15 protein-coding genes and 2 pseudogenes are annotated in these 19603 nt (G+C 63.7%); 6 read left to right on the top strand and 11 right to left on the bottom strand.

The window, feature by feature from the left end; genetic code table 11:
- Positions 1–95 precede the first annotated feature (95 nt).
- The 10 genes from ACFU5V_RS38945 to ACFU5V_RS38900 form a co-directional block, all read right to left on the bottom strand.
- A complete protein-coding gene (locus ACFU5V_RS38945; protein WP_378706250.1) occupies positions 96–512 on the bottom strand; it encodes a WhiB family transcriptional regulator in 417 nt (138 codons plus the stop codon).
- A 314-nt stretch (positions 513–826) separates the two neighbouring features.
- Positions 827–1219 (bottom strand): RidA family protein, encoded by a 393-nt coding sequence (locus ACFU5V_RS38940; RefSeq protein WP_378706248.1) that lies wholly within the window; start codon positions 1217–1219, stop codon positions 827–829.
- A gap of 360 nt (positions 1220–1579) precedes the next feature.
- Entirely contained in the window at positions 1580–2752 is a 1173-nt protein-coding gene (locus tag ACFU5V_RS38935) for a pyridoxal phosphate-dependent aminotransferase (protein ID WP_378706246.1), read from the bottom strand.
- A complete protein-coding gene (locus ACFU5V_RS38930) occupies positions 2749–3408 on the bottom strand; it encodes an RraA family protein (protein WP_378706244.1) in 660 nt (219 codons plus the stop codon). The genes ACFU5V_RS38935 and ACFU5V_RS38930 overlap by 4 nt, the downstream gene beginning before the upstream one ends.
- 965 nt (positions 3409–4373) lie before the next feature.
- On the bottom strand, positions 4374–7676 hold the full coding sequence (locus ACFU5V_RS38925) for an NAD-glutamate dehydrogenase domain-containing protein (RefSeq protein WP_378706242.1): 3303 nt from the start codon (positions 7674–7676) through the stop codon (positions 4374–4376).
- 529 nt (positions 7677–8205) lie between these two features.
- The gene (locus ACFU5V_RS38920; RefSeq protein ID WP_378706240.1) at positions 8206–8460 is read right to left on the bottom strand and encodes a hypothetical protein; all 255 of its coding nucleotides are present in this window, start codon (positions 8458–8460) and stop codon (positions 8206–8208) included.
- A gap of 36 nt (positions 8461–8496) precedes the next feature.
- A complete protein-coding gene (locus tag ACFU5V_RS38915; RefSeq protein WP_378706238.1) occupies positions 8497–9555 on the bottom strand; it encodes a biotin-dependent carboxyltransferase family protein in 1059 nt (352 codons plus the stop codon).
- Complete coding sequence (pxpB, locus tag ACFU5V_RS38910; RefSeq protein WP_378706236.1) at positions 9548–10273, bottom strand: 5-oxoprolinase subunit PxpB; 726 nt, start codon at positions 10271–10273, stop codon at positions 9548–9550. Before pxpB ends, ACFU5V_RS38915 begins: the two co-directional genes overlap by 8 nt.
- Positions 10270–11061 carry a LamB/YcsF family protein gene (locus ACFU5V_RS38905; protein WP_378706234.1) on the bottom strand — a complete coding sequence of 264 codons (792 nt, stop codon included), beginning with the start codon at positions 11059–11061 and terminating at the stop codon, positions 10270–10272. The genes pxpB and ACFU5V_RS38905 overlap by 4 nt, the downstream gene beginning before the upstream one ends.
- 37 nt (positions 11062–11098) lie before the next feature.
- Positions 11099–11347, bottom strand: a complete 249-nt coding sequence (locus ACFU5V_RS38900) for a hypothetical protein (protein WP_378706232.1) — start codon at positions 11345–11347, stop codon at positions 11099–11101.
- Positions 11348–12308: 961 nt separating this feature from the next.
- Here ACFU5V_RS38900 and ACFU5V_RS38895 point away from each other — a divergent pair.
- The 5 genes and pseudogenes from ACFU5V_RS38895 to ACFU5V_RS38875 all read left to right on the top strand — a co-directional run bounded on the left by ACFU5V_RS38895 (position 12309) and on the right by ACFU5V_RS38875 (position 16385).
- Complete coding sequence (locus ACFU5V_RS38895; protein WP_378706230.1) at positions 12309–12647, top strand: helix-turn-helix domain-containing protein; 339 nt, start codon at positions 12309–12311, stop codon at positions 12645–12647.
- Positions 12644–13468, top strand: a complete 825-nt coding sequence (locus tag ACFU5V_RS38890; protein ID WP_378706228.1) for an ImmA/IrrE family metallo-endopeptidase — start codon at positions 12644–12646, stop codon at positions 13466–13468. The genes ACFU5V_RS38895 and ACFU5V_RS38890 overlap by 4 nt, the downstream gene beginning before the upstream one ends.
- Positions 13465–14079 carry a hypothetical protein gene (locus ACFU5V_RS38885; protein WP_378706226.1) on the top strand — a complete coding sequence of 205 codons (615 nt, stop codon included), beginning with the start codon at positions 13465–13467 and terminating at the stop codon, positions 14077–14079. The genes ACFU5V_RS38890 and ACFU5V_RS38885 overlap by 4 nt, the downstream gene beginning before the upstream one ends.
- 341 nt (positions 14080–14420) lie before the next feature.
- Positions 14421–14714, top strand: a pseudogene (locus tag ACFU5V_RS38880) (GNAT family N-acetyltransferase); the annotation flags it as partial.
- Between the two features lie 123 nt (positions 14715–14837).
- Positions 14838–16385 (top strand): PIN domain-containing protein, encoded by a 1548-nt coding sequence (locus tag ACFU5V_RS38875; protein WP_378706340.1) that lies wholly within the window; start codon positions 14838–14840, stop codon positions 16383–16385.
- Positions 16386–16984: 599 nt separating this feature from the next.
- Here ACFU5V_RS38875 and ACFU5V_RS38870 read toward each other — a convergent pair.
- A protein-coding gene (locus ACFU5V_RS38870; RefSeq protein ID WP_378706339.1) for an IS3 family transposase occupies positions 16985–18129 on the bottom strand; the annotation gives its coding sequence in 2 pieces (ribosomal slippage) (positions 16985–17850 and positions 17850–18129; 1146 coding nt in all).
- Between the two features lie 112 nt (positions 18130–18241).
- Between ACFU5V_RS38870 and ACFU5V_RS38865 the strand changes: the two are divergent.
- Positions 18242–18900 (top strand): annotated as a pseudogene (locus ACFU5V_RS38865) (DUF6308 family protein).
- Positions 18901–19603: the final 703 nt, after the last annotated feature.

The following is a 19603-nucleotide window of genomic DNA, read 5'->3' as shown; positions in this document are numbered from 1 at the left end:
CGACACGCAGGCCTACTACCTGCCTCCTCGCGGGACCGCCCGCACCCTGAGGTCGGCGAAGTGCATCATGCTCGTCGGGGGGTGCGCATGCGATGTCAACCTCGAACGGGACCGGCGTGACGGTAGCGTTCGGCGAATCGCAACGGTGCCTTCACCCGGTCGATGCGGATCTCGGTCCGGTGCATGGTTCTACGCTCCGACTCGGACGTGCCGCCCCACACGCCGTACACCTCGCCGGCGGCCAGCGCGTAGTTCCGGCACTCCCGAAGCACCGGGCAGTCAATGCAGACTTCCTTCGCCTTTCGCTCGCGCCGAATCCTGTCGGGCCGGGGTTCGGGATCCTGCGGGAAGAACAACTCGGTGTCCATAGCGCGACACCGAGCTCGTATCTGCCAATCCCAGAACCACACAACGGGCTTCGGGGTCACATGGCCGTGTTGGCCAGCCAAAGTACCTCCTCGAAGTTGCCAGCGGTAGCCGGTTTCGGCTGCCCGCGAGATCAGGGCCGGCATGTCCAGGCACGTGACGAGCGTGGTCGAACCGCCCGACGATGGGCACGCACATGCCGTGATCGGCCGGGGTCGATTCGGGTGGTGTCGAATGGTGCTGCACCATCCGAATCGGTCGCTTTCGCCTGGTAAACGGGAGGGTCCGGTGTAGGAGTGCCGGGGCGCCGGTTGTGGGCCTACTTCGAGCTTGCCAGTGCCTCCCGGGGTTTCGGAAGTTGGGTGACTGGCGCGGTGCCCGGTTGCCATGCGGAACGATCGGCCGTCGATAGGGGTGGGTCGGCAGTTCCGCCCGACCCACCCCTCGGTGTGAATCTCGCTCAGTCCGAAAGTATTGCGTCAGCTTCGATCTCTACGAGTAGTTGCGGATTGACCAGAGCGCTGACTTCCACCATCGAGTGCGCCGGCCGGATCTCCCCGAATACTTCGCCGTGTGCCACCGCGACCTCTTCCCACCGGCTGATATCGGTGAGGTAGATGCGTGTGCGAACTACATCGGAGGTCGTTGCGCCGGCTTCTTCGAGGATGGATTCGAGGCGACGCAGGATTTCACGTGTCTGCTCTCCGATGTCGCTGCCGCCGACTGGATTCCCGTCGGGGCCGGCGGACGTCGTTCCCGAGACAGAGACGAACTGGCCGAATCGCACTGCTCGCGAGAACCCGATCTTTGCTTCCCACTGGGAGCCTGAGGATATGTTGTTTCGAATGGTCATTTCTCCAGTGTGCCAGGCGCACAATGGATTTGCCAATCCTTGGAGTGCTTTTGTGTCGTGAACAACCAGGCTGATATCCCGCATCCTCTGGCTGAGACCGCAGCATGGCTGTGGCGCCCCGATCGTAAGATTCGGTGGCCTGGAACCCGGTGGTGATCGGAGGTCTCGGCTCGGGAGCGCGCCGTCGTGCCGTGCATGTCTTGTGTCGAGGGTGCGGCTCAGGCTTGATCAGGGTGTGCCGTATTGCCTGAATGTGTTCGGCAGTACGGCACACCTGGTGACCCGATCTGGACGATCTACAGTGGTGTGTGCCGGTGGGCGGCCACTGAGCATTCCGCACGACGGTCTGCCGAGAGGTCGTTATACCGGCGACGATTCCAGTGCCGGTGCAACCGAGGCGAAATACTGCTGGAGGATGTCAGCGGCTCGACCGATGCTGGTTGAGTCCGCCGCAAACGACAGCCGGATGTGGCCTTCGCCGCTCGGCCCGTACTCCGCACCGGCCCTCACGATGAGGCCGGCCTCGCGGAGTTCGGCGGTCACGTGTTCTGATGGTCGGTCCGCGTTGTACCGGACGAACGAGTAGAAGGTGCCGTCGACGTCGTACGAGGTGACCTGCGGGATCGCGGCCAGTCGGTCCAGCAGCAGGTCTCGGCGATCGCGGTAGCTGGCCACCATGTCGTCAACGATGCGTTGATCGGTTTCCAGTGCCGCGCAGGCGGCGACTTGTACTGAGGAGTTGACGGATCCATTGAACGTGCGGTGTACCCGTGAGGCGGCGGCGATGACGTCGGTGGGGCCGGCGACGTATCCGATGCGCCAGCCTGTCATGGCGTAGGTCTTGGACAGGGTTTGGCAGTAGATGGTCCGATCGCGCAGCGATTCGATCGCCAAGGCGGAGACGAAGGTCGTCGGCTCGTAGACGATCACGTCGTACGCCTCGTCGGAGAGGACGAGCGTGTCGGTGTCCTTCAGGATTTCGCCCAGTGCGATCAGTTCGTTCTGGGTGTGGACGATTCCGGTGGGATTGCACGGGTTGGAGAACACGATCATTTTCGCGCCGACGAGGGCGTGGCGTAGTTTGTCGAGGTCCCAGTGCATGTCCGATGCCGGGGGCACAAGCACTGGTTCGCCGCCGGCGAGTTGGACCAGATCCGCATAGAGCGAGTAGCACGGTTCGGGGATGACAACCCGGTCGCCCGGCCCGACGGCTGCGGTGATGACGGCGGCAAGTCCTGCAGTGGCACCGTGGGAGACGAGGACTTCGCTGGCGCCGAAGTCGCGTACTCCCTGTGCCGACAACTTCGCCGCCAGTGCCTCGCGTAGTCGGGGTAGGCCGTTCTGGTCGGCGTAGTGGGTCTCGCCTGCGCGCAGCGCAGTCTCTGCGGCGTGGACTATGGGTGCGGGGGTGTCGAAGTCGGGTTCTCCCATGGCCAGGGACACTGCGCCGGCAGGCGCCGGTCCCATGGCTGGCCGCTTCGACGTCCGCGCGACTCGGTCAACGGCTGCTGACGGGGTGAACGAGATCGTCATGCCAGTGCACCTTCCTGCGCGGCGGCGTGTTCGCGGATGCGCGCGCGGATGCGATTCTCGGCCTCGTCTACGGCGGCAAGGCGGTCGACGACGGTGGTGAGACGGTCGCGTTTGATGACCGCGACACCGTCTCCGTCGGCGACGATGATGTCGCCGGTCTCGACGACCACACCGCCGCATGCGATCGGCTCTCCGATAATGCCGGGCCCGTTCTTGGTGGGGCCGGTCGGAGTCACACCCGTAGCCCACAGCGGCAGTTGCATTTCCGCGATGGGATCGCGGTCGCGGGTCGTTCCGTCGATGACCACACCGGCGACGCGTTTGGTCAGGCAGATTTCGGCGAGCAAGTCACCGAACACGGCACGGTTGGAGTCGCTGTGGCCGTTGATCACCAGCACGTCACCGGGCTGCGCGTCGTCGAGCGCTCGGTGGATGGCCAGATTGTCACCCTCGCGTGTGTGCACGGTCAGGGCGACGCCGACGCATCGCGCACCGGGCCATTGGGCCTTGATGGTCGAACTCATGATGTTGAGCCGGTCCTGGGCGTCGCCCACGTTGGCGGAGGGGTACGGCTCGAGTTGGGCAAGGATCGCCGGATCCGGCCGCGGGCCGCCCTGGGTGACCCTGCAGTTGTCGGCAGGTGCGTCGATGAACACTGGCTGCTCCCGTGTCGGAGGAATCGGACTAGGCTTTCAAATAGAATTGTCGTATGAAATGAGAATACGATCTCGTATTTGAGGTGTCAATCGCCTCGCCGGTGAAATGTCGTGCGCCCACACGCAGGCCGCTGCTGCATCCGCGCCCCGCACGTGCTGGCGACGGACGAATGGAGAAATGATTTGGGGCCTTCGCACTTTCCGGTAGTGGGTGTGCGCTCTGCCTGGGTTCGAGCCTCGGGGGCACTGCGTTGGCGTTTTCCGAGGAGTTCCTCGCCGCCGAACGCACGCCCGGACTGGTGGCAGGAAAGGGGATCGGTATGCGGCACCAGGCACCAGGCGCCATCGGCTCCGGCTGTTGACTGCCGTCAACGATGGTCCGTGAGGGCGAGTACCTGACGATGTAGAAGGTTGCCGAACGGGCGGATTTCGCGACCGCGTACCGACATTATTCCTCGGTGGAGATGCTGATCTTCGCCTATGTGCTCGCCGTGATCGAGAATCTGGCGTCGATCAGCGCGGAAACCTGGGCGCCGACGAGTAGTTGTTTCCTATGTGCTCGGGGATTGGATTGAGTTGATCACCACCCACGGTCCGGTCATGGTCAAAGCTCCCGGTGCGGGTTCTTTTGCAGCGACTGCATGCCGGGGGCCACGTCATCGCCGCCATCGAGGCGGCATGGTGGGTCCGATGACGCAGTCATGTCGGCCAAGGGCATCGACTCGGCGGCCGCTGCTCATGCGATGTTCCTGTATATACACATGCTTGACCCACGCGAGGCCCTTGATCTCCGGCAAGACGGCCGAATCCCGCAGTCTGTGCTCGGCTGGTACCTGCTGTCAGTTGCGAAGGAGTCGTGTGGGGCTGGGAGTCGGCGACGTCCTGACAGCCCTCCCGCCACCTCGGCGGGTGTCGGAACGGTGGTCCCTTTTGGGGAGCCGCCCCGTCCGACGTCCCCAGGGCTGCTAGCCGGCGGTCGTAATCATGCTCCGGAGCTGACGGGCGGCGACCGACAAGCGCGCCAGATCGAGTACCTCCGATGCCGTTATCTCGTCCAGGGTGACCCGTGCCTGCCTCAGTCTGGGAGCGTTCAAGTCCTCCCAGGCGCGCAGTCGTTCGCCAGCGGATGCGCTAGGTGATGTGGAGAGAGTGAGTACCTCGGCGGTGACGGCCCGCACCGACGAGTAGAGGTCCTCCCGTAGCGCCATGCGTGCGAGGGAGTTCCAGCGATCCGTGCGGTCGAGGCCGGAAACACTCTGCAGTAGCGAGTTGATGCCCAAGTGGTCCTTGACCGCGTAGTACAACTCGGCGACCCGATCAGGATCTTGCCCGCTCGCGTGCGCCACCTCGACGACATCGAGCAACCCGAAAAGGTCGAGGAGGCGGAAAATGTCGTCCGCGAGGGAGGCGGGTACACCGGCGGTGACCAGTTCGCTTGAGCGTTCGGCGAGGATCCGTCGGTCGGTGGCGTGTAGCCAGCTTCGGACCTTGGGGACCATCGAGGCCACGTCCGGGGCGAACCGCGCGATCTCGTCGGTGATGTCGAGCGGTTGCGGGCGATGAATCAGAAGCCAGCGCGCGGCGCGGTCTAGGATTCTGCTGGACTCGATGAACAGTAGGTCTTCGATCCGGGTTGGCAGTCCAGCGTCGCGGATCTGTTGCCAGACCTGGTCGAGCTGAAAGACTTCAGCGGCGATGTAGTAGGCCCGCACTGCATCCGGTCCGAGGGCGCCGACCTCCTCGGCCAGGCGATGGGCGTAGGTGATACCGCCACGGTCGACGACCTGGTTCGCGACGACGGTGGCGACGATTTCGCGTCGCAGCGGGTGCGTGGCGATCGCCGAGGAGAACCGGGACCACAGAGGTACGGGGAAGTAGGAGGCGAGCAGTGGGTCGAAGAACCTCTCGTCGACCAGATCGTCGGTGAGCAGTTCCGCTTTCAGCGCTAGCTTGATGTGAGCGAGGAGGGTGGCCAGTTCGGGTGAGGTCAGCTCACGCGCGGTTTCCGGCCGCTGGGCGAGTTCTTTGGCGGTGGGCAGAACTTCGAGAGTGCGGTCGAGTCGCCCGGTCTCGGCGAGCACGGAGATGTGCCGTAGATGCATCTCGGCGACGCGGGAGGCGTTGGTGCGGGCAATGCCGAGTGTTTCGTTCTGACGGTGATTGTTTGCCACGACCAGTTCGGCGACCTCGTGGGTCATCGAGGCCAGCAGTGTCTCCCGGTCCGTCGAGGAAAGCTCTCCGCTCCTGACCGCCCCCTGCAGCAAGGTCTTGATGTTGACCTCGTGATCGGAGCAGTCGACTCCGCCGGCATTGTCGAGAGCGTCTGTGTTTATCCGACCGCCGCGTTCGTTGAACTCGATCCTGGCGCGTTGGGTCAGCCCGAGGTTGCCGCCTTCTCCGATCACCCGGCATCGGAGCTGATCGGCGTCGACGCGAACGGCATCGTTGGCCTTATCGCCCACCGTCAGGTGATCCTCGGCGCGGGCCTTGATGTACGTTCCGATTCCGCCGTTGAAGAGCAGGTCGACCGGGGCCTGCAGGATCCGCTGAATCAGTGCCTCGGGAGCAAGGGTGGTGACCGCATGCTCGAGGCCGAGTACGTCACGAATTTCGGTGGTGATCGGGATCGATTTGGCGGAGCGGGAATACACACCACCTCCGCTGCTGATGACTGCCGGCGAGTAGTCCTTCCATGATGATCGCGGCAGAGTGAACAGCCGCTTGCGCTCGTCGAAGGATGCGGCGCTGTCGGGGTTGGGATCGAGAAAGATGTGACGATGATCGAACGCGGCGACCAAGCGAATATGTCTGCTCAGAAGCATGCCGTTGCCGAAGACGTCGCCGCTCATGTCTCCGATGCCGATGACCGTGAAATCCTGCGTTTGTACGTCGACGCCGAACTCGCGGAAATGGCGCTTGACGCTCTCCCACGCCCCGCGCGCGGTGATGCCCATCGCCTTGTGGTCGTATCCGGAGGAGCCCCCGGAGGCGAAGGCGTCCCCGAGCCAGAAGTCACGCTCGATGGCCACCGTATTGGCGATGTCGGAGAAGCTCGCGGTGCCTTTGTCCGCGGCGACGACCAGATAGGGGTCGTCGCCGTCGTGCCGGACGACGCCCGCCGGAGCGATGACGGCGCCGCTGACGGGATCGCGATTGTCGGTGACCGAGAGCATGGCCGCGATGAAACTGCGGTAGCAGGCCACGCCTTCGGCATGAAGGGTGGTCTGGTCCACCGCCGGGTTCCCCGTGCTCGAGGGTGGGTGTTTGACGACGAAACCGCCCTTGGCGCCGACGGGTACGATCACCGCGTTCTTGACGGCCTGTGCCTTTGCCAGGCCGAGGATTTCGGTGCGAAAGTCCTCGGGGCGGTCGGACCACCGCAGTCCGCCCCGGGCGACGGAGCCGAAGCGCAGGTGCACGCCCTCCACTCGCGGTGAATGAACGAAGATCTCGAACTGAGGGCGCGGTTTCGGCAAGAACCTCAGGTTCCTGGGCTCGAGCTTGAGTGCGAGCGCATCGCTGGTGCCGGCGAAGAAGTTAGTGCGTGTGGTGGTCGTCATCGCGGCGAGGTACGCCCGCAGGATCCGATCCGCGTCCAGCCCTGCCACCTTGTCGATCGCGGCCTCGATCGCCGCGGTGAGGCGGAGGCAGGCGTCGGCACGGTCGCCGTCGGCGACGGTGGGATCGTGCCGGGTGGTGAACAGCGCCATCAGCGAGGTGGTGACCTCCGCATTCTCCCGCAGCACGGTTTCGATGCGGGAATGGCTGAACGGCAATTTGGTCTGTCGGAGATACCGTGCGTACGCCCGCACCACGGACACCTCGCGCCAGGTCAGGCCGGCTTCGGCGACGAGGGCGTTCAATAGGTCGGAATCCGTCTCGCCCCGCCACACGGCGAGGAAGGCATCGATGAAACGCTCGGCCGCCGCACCCGGAGCTATCGTTGTCCCCAGCTCGATGCTGAACCGATAGATCCATCCCCGGACACCGTCAGATCGCACTACGGCAGTGGGTATCTCGTCGATGACCTCGGTCCCGAGACCATGCAGAATCGGCAGGATTCGCGAGAGTCGCACGCTGGTGCCCGCAACATACAGCGACATCACCGCCTCCCGGGAACCGCTTCCGCCGGCGAGGGCGAGGCGCGCATCGACCTCCCCTATCGGCAGGGCGTCGAGGAGCGCAGTCTCCTCGGTTGGAAGGGGGTGGGGCAGTCTATCGAGGGAGTCGGGTGCGGAAATATCCACGGAGTCCGTGTACCTGCTCATGAGCCTGCGTCCTTGTCACATCGGCCGTGCGGAGGGTTGGACCTCGACGCACATTGTTGAACTGCGATAAAAATACTATATGAGAGAGTAGTATCATATTGTCGGGTCTGCAAGACTTCGCGTGCTTCGGCGGGGCGGTGGCGGGCGTCGACGGAGCAAATTTGTCCTGTCCGCGCCAGTGGCGGTGACAGCGAATATGACTTCTGGCAGTAGACGGCGCCGCCCGGCGCGGCACGCTGCAGCAACTCCTCGGCGTACGGGTACTGCCGCAGAACGTATCTGCGCCATCGCATCCGACTACGAAAGGCGTTTCACCCCAATGAAACTAACGGACTCTGTGAATCGGCCTTTCCGGTGATGGTCGCGGGACGACGCGCAGAATTGATGCCCTGTTCGCCCAGTCGTCGACAGGGCGAACAGGGCATCAACGAAAATGATCGGTCACCACGGCGAACCAAGTCTGGTGACCTGCCGGAGGCAGTGGCGTCGCGTGTTGCCCGGCGGAGGATGGATAGTTCCTGAGCTTGGATTACGGGGGATAGGCCGTTTGTCGCTGTTGGCGAATCGTGCTCACCCGACCCACGAAATCCTCTCGTGTAATGCCGAATTCACGGAAGATGTCGGCTTCGCTCGGGCCGCCGTATGGCGCCCAGATTCGATCGAACTCGATCATTGCACCGTCGTACTTGCTCAGCCGACGGCTCTTTCGTGTCTTGGCGTTGTCCTGGTAGCTGGTGACGGTGCCGGCCGGGATGGGGTTCTTCGATTCTTGCGTGTCTGACATGGGGTTGGGCTCACTATTGGGAGGTGTCGGGTGACGCTAGTCGGGGGTGGGGCGTGTCGGGAGTTGGTGCTCGAGTTCGCTCGCGAGCGGTTGGCTCGGCGGTGGCGTGAACGACAGGGTTTTCACGGGTATCCCGACCGTGCCGAATGCGATCTTGACCCGATGATGAAGTTCGGTGAGGGCGACCGCCTCCGCGCGTCGCGCCGCGACCGCCTCGTCGATCGTCTGTTGGCGGAAGGTGATCGTCTGTCCGGGGCGTACCTGGCCGAGACGTGACAAAGCCGTCGAGGTCGCGACCGCGAGAACCGGATAACCGGCGGTGACATTGCGGCCCCGGTGCAGAACGAGTAGTTCGTCGCCGGGTGGCTTCTCGATCGCGCCGACCGGTACACCGCGCGAGAGCAATTCGGATCCCTGTTGACGTTTCGGGGTCTCACCGCTCAGGCGCATGCCCACGTGATTGCTGCTCGGGCTCACGGTGTATTCGCGGCTATAGAGCAGGCCGAGGGACTCACCGAACTGCGCGGCATGGGGGCCGTCGACGGCATCGATCGTCCAACGGTCCGGGAAGTCGGGGAGCGGCGCGGCCAGCCGGAATAGCGCCTGGCGGCTGTAGGGGTGGTCGATGTACACCGATTCCCCGGCCAGTGCCAGCTGATCGCCGTCGGTCAAGCGGTGCCCGACCCCGATCAGCGGATCGGGTGCACAACTTCCCATGGTGTGTTGTTGGGCGACTGAGCCGTGAACGGCCAGATAGGTGCGCAGGCCGCGCCGGATATTGCTGATCACGATCCGCTCGTCGCGGTGGGCGACCGCGGGTTCCCATTGTGGTTGTGCCCGACCCCCGATGGTCACGTCGGCGGGGGCGCCCGTCACGGAGATCAGCAGGTCCGTGGAGGCGGTGCAGACGAAGTCCATCACTGGGATCTCGATCAGCGGGGCGTTCAGCGCGTTGCCGACGGCCACGTTGGCGACCTGGGCGGAGTATTGATCGAGTGCGCCGTTGACCGAGACCCCGTGGCGGGCCCACCCGAACCGGCCGAGATCGGTGACCGTGGCCATGCCGGCGCGATAAATTGTCAGTGTTTCAGCCATCGTGTCGTTCCAGTTTTCTGCCGGCATAATCCGCCCATCGTTCAGCGGGGATGGGTTCAAAACGGATCCGGTCGCCCGGACGATAAGCGCTGATGGGGTTGGCGTCGAGATCGACGACCTTGAGTGGGGTGCGCGCGATCAGCTGCCAGCCGCCGGGGCTGAAAAACGGATAGATGGTGCCCTGATTGCCGGCCACGGCGATCGAGCCGGCCGGGCACTGGATCCGAGGGGTGGAGCGGCGCGGAATCCGAGCGGGAAACGGTGGGCCGTCCATCATCGGGGCACCCGCGGGTCCGCCGAGCATCCGCACGGTGTACGTCGAGGAGACGTGCAGTTCGACAACCTCGTCCGGGGTTAGCTCGAGATGTTGTGCGACCTCGGCGAGGTCGGGGCCGTGATCGCCGCCGTAGACGACCGGCACGGTGAAGGTGGCCGCCGGAATCGGCGCGTAGGTCGTCGCCGTGGTGAGGCCTTCGACCAACGCCCGGATTGCCTGATGCGAGATCAGCAACGAATCGAATTCCACGAGGACGCTGTCGAACGCCGGAATCAGGCCATAGATGCCAGGGACGGCCCGCGCCTGGAGGTTGTCGGCGATGGCGTTGACCAGCTGCCACCGCTGCTCGGACGCGCCGCCCACCGCGAGGACGAGGACCGCCGAGTCTCCATAGTGCTCGACCTCGACCTGTGGCGTGAGAAGAGTCACCGCATCAGTCACGAGTGCACCTGGGCTCGTGACTTGAGGATCGCGGCGACGGGCCGGATCTCGACGCCGGCGACTTCGAGCTCGCTGCGGACCTGGCGAGCCACAGTCAGGGCAGCGGGATTGTCGCCGTGCAACAGGACTGTATCGACAGTGACAGGAAGGTCGGTTCCACTCACGGACTCGATCAGCCCCTCGGTCACCATCCGCACGGTCCGTGCCGCGACCTCCTGCGGGTCGTGGATCACCGCGCCGTGCTCAGTCCGAGGCACGAGTGTGCCGTCGTCGCGATACGCCCGGTCCCCGATCCCGAGAATCCCGACCTTGAGGCCGCGCTCGCGTGCGGCCCGTGCGAGTTCACCCTCCTGGCTCAGAACGATCAGTGAGGGGTCGAAGGCGAGTACGGCATCGGCGATGGCGTCGGCATAGCTGGGCTTGGTCCATGACAGATTGCCCAATCGGCCGTGCGGGGCGACGTGCGCGAGTGTCGCGCCGCGGCTGCGGACGAAAGCCGACAGTGCACCGATCTGGTACAGCACATCGGTCCGTACTTCTTCCGCGGTCAGATCCATTGCTCGGCGGCCGAAACCGACCAGGTCCGGAAAACCGGGATGCGCACCGATCGACACACCCTGGGCGATGCACCGTGCCACGGTCGTGTCCATGATCCGCGGATCCCCTGCGTGGAAACCGCACGCCACGTTCGCCGACGAGACCAACTCAAGCAACGATGCATCATCGCTGATGCGGTAGTCGCCGAAACCTTCGCCGACATCGGCGACCAGATCGACCATTCGATTCATTGTCTTCTCTTTCACTGTTGCGGAGGTTCGATTCGGGTCAGGCCCGCGTGCTTGGGACAGTGCCCAGGTCGTCGTCGACATGACGATCGAACACGAACAAGTGGCGGTAGTAGTGGATGACGTTGTCGGCTCCGAGCGTGGGGAGCCTGAGTTGCGTGGGGAACGGCTGCGAGGTTCGCCCGCTGGTGGAACTCAGAACGCCCGCGGTCGTGGTGATCGCATACCTGGATGAGCACATGGTCAGCCAGTCACCGGGCCTCGATACGTGGCTAAGTGTGGTGTTCATGTCGCCAGCTTCGCTCGTGCCGTTTCCTTCACCGTAAGCAGGATGACAAGGGCGATACTGGCAGTACCCACCAGTAGGGAATCGGGAGACCGAGAAGCTAGTGGGGGCAGCGGCACGATGGCAGGTGAATCGCACATAGGACCGGAACTCGCCAACCCCGTACGGACATTGTCTCCGGGCAGAGCGGGGACGACACGATTCCTCTCACTGGTATGACGCATGAGAGGGGCCTCGCGGTTAGCCATGCCGGGCCCGACTTCAGCTGACATATCGCTCCGATCTCTTCGCCCCAGGACTTTGCCTTGAGTGAGGTACTCATATGGAATGAGAGTAAAATCTCACTTGGAAATGAAGTCTGACATCTCGGCTGGTTGGCGTCAATGCCGGGAGCCTGGCTAGGCGGAACTGTTGTGTTGAGAGTTCGTTGCCCGCTCGGCCGCGAGGGAAGGCCGCCAGGCTGGCAACGCGGGCCTCGTCGCCAGTCTGGCGTTCCTCATGGGTCTTGTCGTGGTCACCGGCGGCGTGGAATGCCCGAGTGTGACGTGTGGTGTGCATCTGTCGCCGACCTCGCGCGGCGGCTCGAAGTGCATGTCGACCCGATGAAGCACCGGACTGGGGTTGTGACCAGGCCCCTCGGTGGCGTCGACACACGGACCGAGCTCTAGCTCCTATCAGGTCACTCCGCCCGACCGGCCGCGTGCGTTCGTCGACGCGGTCGGTCGACACATCACGTGAAGGGCAGTCCTTGCGGGCGTCAGGGTGGCAACGAGTCAGACCGGCTGCATCAACGAACCCAACCACTATCACTGAGTGGCTTGGTGATCGTGGTCGGATCGAGGCGCAGCCAGCAGCGCCGTATTGTGCCGATTCTGGCCCGTTGAGCAGGAATCTTGCTGTCGTGAACTCGGGAGACGTAAACTGAATCACATCAAAGAACAGTGATTCAGAAAGGGGGGTTGTGATGACCGAATCCTCGACCGGCGTGCGGATCGCACGCGCCCTGACCGCGGCCGGGTTGAGCCAGCGCACTCTGGCTGAGCGGACCGGTATCTCCCAGCCCACCCTCTCGCGGCTGGTGGCCGGCGCCCGGCCGGCGAAGATGAACGAGCTGCTGGCCATCGCCACGGCGACAGGCTGTACCGTCGCCGAGCTGACCGGTACCTCCACGGTGGCCGGCCGCGTCCAGTGCGCGGCCCGCGCCACCAACGGTGCGAACATGGAGCAGATGCGTGAGCAGCTGCTGCACTTCCTCGAACTCGACGCCTACCTCGACGACCAAGGCATCGCTGCCGTCGCATGACCGCAGAAGACGACGCCCGCGGTGCGGCAGAAGGATTCCGCCGCGAGCATCACCTCGGTACCCAGCCCCTCGGCGATCTGGTCGCGTTGATCGAACAGACAACCGGAATCGACGTGGCCGTGCTCGATGTCGGACCGGACGAGCACGGCCTGACCATGCGCGACCCCGCGCGGGGGGCCGTGTTCATTGCTGTCGCCCGCACCGAACATCCGATGCGCCAGCGCAGCACCCTGGCGCACGAGCTGGCGCACGTGCTGTTCGAGGACTGGACCGACGAGCAGCCCACGGACAGCGTGCCCCGCCCCTACAAGGAGATCCGGGCCGACGCCTTCGCCCGGCACCTGCTGGTGCCGGGCGCGGGGGTCAGAGAGGTCGTCGGGGACGCCCCTGCCACCCCGCTTGTGCTGTCGAAACTTGTCCAGTGGTTCCAGGTCTCGCCCGCGGTGGCGGCCATCGCGATGTACCAGGCCGGCTTGCTGGACTCGGGCACCAAAGAGCTGTGGATGACGATCAGCACGCCGAAGCTGGCCGCACGGTTCGGATGGACGGATCAGTACAAGGCGCTGCAGCAACAGTCCGACAGACGGCGTGCACCGCAGAAGCTTCTCGCCCGCGCCATCGAGGGATATGTCGAGAACGTCGTCTCTGCGCAGGCCCTCGCGACCCTGCGGGGTATAGAAGCTGCCGCCGTCATCCGGGAGCTCACCGATCAGGGAATCGAGCAGCAGGCGTCTACCGTGGTCTGGGAGGACGTGGGCGATCTCCCCGATGTCGAGTTCGGCGACGCGGATGGCGACGTGGATGAAGGCCCGGCTGGATGAGCGCGAGACCGATCATCGATGCCGGTCCCGCCCTGAATTTCCTTGCCATCAACCGAGAACGCATCCTGACTAGTGCTGTCGGGCGGATCAGCACCCCCGAGACCGTTGAGAGCGAGGTGCTGGAGAAGGCGAAACGGGACCCACGATTTCGCACGGTGACCGGCGTATGGGCGAAAATGCGACCCAGTTGGATCGAACTGCTCTCCGACGACGAAACCCCGGAATTGGCCGCGGTCGTGGGGCGACTGAGCCAATTACCGATGGCCGAGCGCAAGATGATGGCGAAGGACTTGGGCGAGACGATGGTCGTCGCCCACGCCGTTGTCAAAGCCGAAGCCGGCGACAGGGTCATCGTCATCATTGACGACCGGGGCGGCGCCACTGTCGCGATGTCGGAGAAGCGCCGTCTGGACCGGATCCGTGCTCAGGGGAAGCCGGTCGGATCGATCACCTTGGTGAACACCGTGTCGATCCTGCGCAAAGCCGCTGGCGGTGTACACGTGCCGGACAGGAAGACGATGCGCGAGGTCTATACCAAGTTGCGCGCCTGCGACGACGGGCTGTTGCCGATCGAACAGACATCCTTGCTAGCACCAGAGCTGTGGCCATGAAGGCGCACCTCGCACAGCCTCGGTTTCTTTCCGCGATCGTTGGAGTTTTCCGGGGGTACTCGGTTCGTTGCCAGCGGTGACCATGCGGAGATGTCGGCTCGAACTGTGCCCTCAGTAAATCCGCTGACCTGGGAGGGGGCCACGTCGACAGGGCCGCTGCCGTGTGTCGCTGACACCACCGGCCCGATGGCTGTGGTTCGGTTGTCTTATTCGGTCCAGGTGATGGTGATCGCCAATGAGTTCAGAGATGGGGATGCGTGGAGTTACGAACTGCGGAGCCGGAGTCCGCACTCTTTCGTGGTGCCCAGAAACTGGGCGATTCCCAGTCCCAATATCTGGGCATGCTGCCCTTCGCCGCGTGGCAGGAGTACGCCGAGCAAGGACGAATTCTGTGTGTGGTCGACTCTGACTCTGGCGATGAGGACTGCGGGGAGTTGCTGGGATATGCGGCATTCCGCCTGCCGCGCGAGCAACTCACCTTGGCTCACCTTGTCGTCGACCCCCAGCACCGAGGACGCGGAGTGGCCCGAAGGTTGGTCGGCGAGTTGGCACGTCGACACTCGGGTCGTCGCGGGATCAGTGCCCGTTGCCGACGAAACTTTCCCGCTCACGGAATGTGGCCGCGATTGGGTTTCGTAGCCCGCGGAGACCGGCCGGGCCGAAGTACGGCGGGACACCTTCTCACTGACTGGTGGTACGACCTCGGTCACCACGACCTGCTGACCTGGCAGGGAGGAGACCAGTCGGTTGTCCCAGCAGTGATCGACGCCAATGTCTTCCTCGATCTCCACGGATCCGAGCCGAACGACGACATAGTCGCCATCATGGCGGGAATGGAGGACCGCCTCCAGGTGCTGGTCACCCCTGAACTGAGTAACGAAATCAACAAGAACAACAACCCAGCCGAACGAGGGCGGCTGTTGGCGATTGCGCAGAGCTACCCCAGGTTGCCGGTTCCGGCGTCGGCTGTCGAACGGTACACACGAGAGATCATCGATCGACTCGGACCAGTGGCACGGGAACAGGACCGCAGCGATCTCACCCATGTCGCATACGCGCTCGCCGCTGGGGTGGACGTGATTGTCACTCGGGATCGGCAGGCCCGTTCGCGGCTTGCCGACGTGGCCCGGGAACTCGGCAACATTGTGCTGACCAGCCCAGCAAATCTCGTGGCGGTACTGGATGAACGAGAAGGGAAACCGTCCTACTCGCCCGAGGCCCTGCACTCCACCGGCTACACCCTGGCCGAGGCAGCAGGTGATGGCTCCGAACTAAGTGACTTCATCAACACCGCTGCCAGTGAGCGCCGCCATTCTTACGACACTATCTGTGAGTATCTGGCATCCCAGCGGCCTCGGTCGCGGCGCGTGATCATTCGTGACCCGGAAGGATTCCCTGTTGCGCTGGTAGGCACTGTGCCGGGTGCGACCGCACTGGAAGTCCAGTTGGCGCGGGTACGGCCATGTGCGCTTCAGGTTAGTGTCGCAACCCAACTAGTCGGACAATTGCGGCATCTCGCACGCGAGCACGCACTAGACACAATCATCGTGCGCGACCCGCACATACATACCGTGATCTACACGGCGTTGCTCGAAGACGGATTCCACCCCTTCGAAGGCGGCCTGCTGGCCGTGACGCTGAACGGTGTACTTACGATCGACGAAGTGCAGATCCGCCTGGACGCCATCAAACAGCGATCGTCGTCGACCGAGCAAGACGCACTGATGCCCTTACTAGCCGCAGTCCAAACACCGACACAGGCGAAGATCTCCGCGATGGAGCGGCAGCTACGTCCACTGAGAGTGAGCGATGCGCCGATCGAATCATGGATTCTGTCAATCAAACCTGGCTTCGCGACCGAATTGTTCGGCTATCCCCCTCAACTATTCGAGCGGCCTACGAACCTGGGCATGAGCCGCGAGCACGTGTACTACCGCGGACAACAATCAGGGGAGATTGCACCGGCGCGAATCCTCTGGTACGCCAGCGAACCCGAGCAGAAACTCTTCGCAATCAGCACCCTCATCCAGGTCACCGACACCACCCCAGACCGTGCGCACCGCAAGTTCCAGCGGCTTGGCGTCTACACACACGAGCAGGTGAGAAGCAAGGCAAACGATGGATCTATCCGGGCCCTTCGCCTGGCGGATACAGAGCTGCTCAAACGGCCAATACCCCTTCCTCAATTGAAACAGATAGCAGCACAACATGGTCAGAGTCTTCAGCTATGGTCGGCCACCAGGATCAGTTCGCAATTATTCACCGACCTGATGGAGGAGGCTGGCTGTGGCGACGAGAGCAACTGAGAATGGGCATCGAGGGCTCATGGTTCTCTCGATCCAACCCCGCCATGTAGCCAATATCCTTACGGGGCATAAGACCGTTGAACTTCGACGGATCCGACCACAGATTGATCCCGGTCAACCGGTTGCGATCTATGCGACCGCACCGGTGTCCGCAGTGGTCGCCACGTGTCGGGTTAGTGAAGTTGTGAGTGGTGTCCCGACGAAGCTCAAGCGTGCAGTCTTAGGGCAGTCGGCGATCACGGGAAGCGAGTTTGACGCCTACTTTCGCGGGTGTACGGCTGCCACGGCGATCCGTTTGGTGGAGGTGAACGCTCTGAGTCCGGCGGTTACGTTGGCCGATCTACGGGCACACCGCGCCTATCATCCGCCTCAAACTTGGCACTTTTTTACTCAGTCCGCGCTTCACGATCTTGTAGGAGATCACGCTTCGCATTCGGTCCTGGCGACGATGTTGTAGCCGGAGCCATCTCGACGCATGACGGAGCCCCGCGAGGTGGGGCTTCGAGGTCGAATCCGCGGCGCATACTCGTCAAGGTTGACCTTGGCTTGGTTCCTGGTTGGGACTGCCCCCACCGTGGTTGACACTCGGGGTGTGCAGTTCAGGCCGCGTGTGCGGCCTGATGGAGCGTCTCATACTCGATGGGCGTTAGTCGACCGAGGCCACGTTGTCGGCGCCGCCGATGGTAAGTCTTCTCGATCCATCCGACGATCGCCAACCGTAGTTCCTCACGGCTGCTCCAGCGGCGACGATCGAGGACATTGCGTTGCAGCAACGCAAAGAACGATTCCATCGCCGCATTGTCGCCACATGCCCCAACTTTCCCCATGGAGCCTTGTAAACCATTGCAGCCCAATACTTCTACATACATTCCGGAACGGAATTGGCTTCCCCGATCGGAATGAACCACGGTGCCGTCCGGGTTGCGGAGGGCGATTGCGTTCCGCAGCGCCGTGCACGCCAGGTCCGCGGTCATCCGGTCGGAGATCGAATAGCCGACGATCCGGGTGGAGAAGCAGTCCTTGATCGCGCAGAGATAGAGCTTGCCCTCGTCCGTCCAGTGCTCGGTGATGTCGGTCAACCACAGCCGATCCGGCTGCTCCGCGGTGAACTGCCGCCTGACGAGGTCGTCATGGACCGGCGGCCCGGATCGACGATGAAGCCCTCGCTTCTTGGCGAACACCGAGAAGATCTGCTGCAGTGAACACAATCTGTGGACGCGATTCTCGCCGGCGACGATACCGTGGGCGGGTAGTTCGTCGGCTATGAATCGGTAGCCGAACTCCGGATCGTCGGCGTGGATGTCGTGCGCGGCGTTGATCAGATGGGCATCGTCCCAATCCCGCCGCGAGACCGGATCGGTGTTCCACTTGTAGAACGCTTGGCGGGAGAATCCCAGTACCCGGCAGGTCACCGCGACGGGGATTCCGTCGGCGGCAAGGTCACGGACCAGCGGGTACATCATTTTGGGTTGATGTCGCGGGACAGGTAGGCCACCGCCCGGCGCATCACCTCCGCTTCCTGTTCTAGTAGCCGGATCCGTTTGCGGGCCTCGCGGAGCTCGTCGGATTCGTCTCTTGTGACGCCGGGGCGGGTGCCGTCCTCGATGTCGGCCTTGCGGAGCCAGTTCTTCAGGCAGGTCTCGGATATCCCGAAATCCTTCGCGATTTGCTCCAGCGGGGCTTCGCGCTTGCGGGCCACGGCGACGACGTCGCGGCGGAACTCTTCCGGATACGGCTTCGGCATGTCGATCATCCTTCCACCGTGAGGGCAGATCCCTCACGGGTCAGGTGTCAACCAGAGCCGGGGCAGTCCCGTTCTCGGTCGCCGGCACTCAGGGGGTGAGAGGGTGCGGGGTATGACGTTGCGGTTGCCGACCACTCTTGCGACCGACTTGAACATTTCGGCGGTCGCGGCCCTGACGAGGTATTGCGGCCGTCCGTACCTCGGTGACGGCGCCTATGTCGGGGCGCACTTCGACTCCTGGTTGAGTACCGGGGACCGGGTGGGGGAGGCGGACCGGTTCACTGCGGACGATCTGGTCGCGGTGGCATTCTTGTCCGTGCAGACCCCCGCGACGGCGCGCGGGCGATCTTGCACGCTCAGGCGGAGGCGCTGAATGCCCTTCTGACGGGGATGGGCCCGGATCGGGACCCTGGTGACGAACCGGCCCCGCTGGCCCCGGGGTGGCTCGCGTGGGACCTGGAAACTGCCCTGTGGGCGTTGCGGGGGATCGGCCGGACGAAGGCGGTGAAGTTGATCGCCCGCAAACGTCCCCGGCTGTTCCCGATTTGGGACTCAGTTGTCAGTCAGGTCCTGGGCACCGAGCGAGCACATCTGAATCCGGTGCGGGAGGCGCTGCGGGCCGACGACGGGGCGTTGCATCGCCGGTTGCTGTCGATCCGGGAGGAGGCCGGCCTCCCAGATGAGATCTCCGTGCTGCGGGTGTTTGATGTGATCGCGTGGATGGACGGCAAGAGCCGCGGCCTCGCTGAACGCTCTGACCTGGAAAGATGACACGTCCCGGGATCCTCGGAACACGGTCGCGTGCGCACATCACCGCAAACCCGGTCGCGAAGGCGGGCATCGGGACGAGTTGCTTGCGGTGCCTCTGCGGCGGCGCGCGAGGTGCTCGATGGTCCGCCTGTGTGGGGGTGTGATGGTGTTGTGACCTGGTGTGATGACATGTCCCCGGTTTGTGATGTGGAGGCTGCCGGCGACCTGTGTGGGGAGTGCCGGCGCCGGGGCGTGGAGGGCGCGGGGTGTCTGTTTCGCCCGCTTTGGAGGCGATTTTGAAAGTTGTTGATGTGCAATATGTTTGGGTAATCAATTGAACAATAATACTTTACACATGTTATGCACAAATATGAAGTTGTAATGTTCGTAATCTCTTGTAAAACAATAGTTTTGGGTGTTTCGAGGTTTTCGACTGTTTTGGGTTGCGCGAAGGTGGGGTGGTATGCTGTGGGTATGACATGGAGCGGCGCGGGAAGGCGAGTAGGGGGCGGGTCTCCCGCATCCCCAGCCTCGTTGGGGTGTGGGGGACCGGATCGAACGTTCCGAGTAAAGATACAGGTGAGAACCTAATCTCGGAAACTCAGAGGAGCGAAGCGACTCGATCGGCGGCAACGGGAACCGGCCCACTGCGAGCCGCGCAGCGGCTCCCTGGCGGGGAGCGCAGCGACTCGCCCCGTCTCCCGGTGCGGAGCACCGGGAGCAG

Origin of the sequence: Rhodococcus sp. NPDC057529 (assembly GCF_042802055.1) — a bacterium.
In the GTDB taxonomy this organism is placed as follows: domain Bacteria; phylum Actinomycetota; class Actinomycetes; order Mycobacteriales; family Mycobacteriaceae; genus Rhodococcus_F.
The sequence above is the reverse complement of the archived record's forward strand: the minus strand, read 5'-3'. Positions and strand labels throughout refer to the sequence as shown.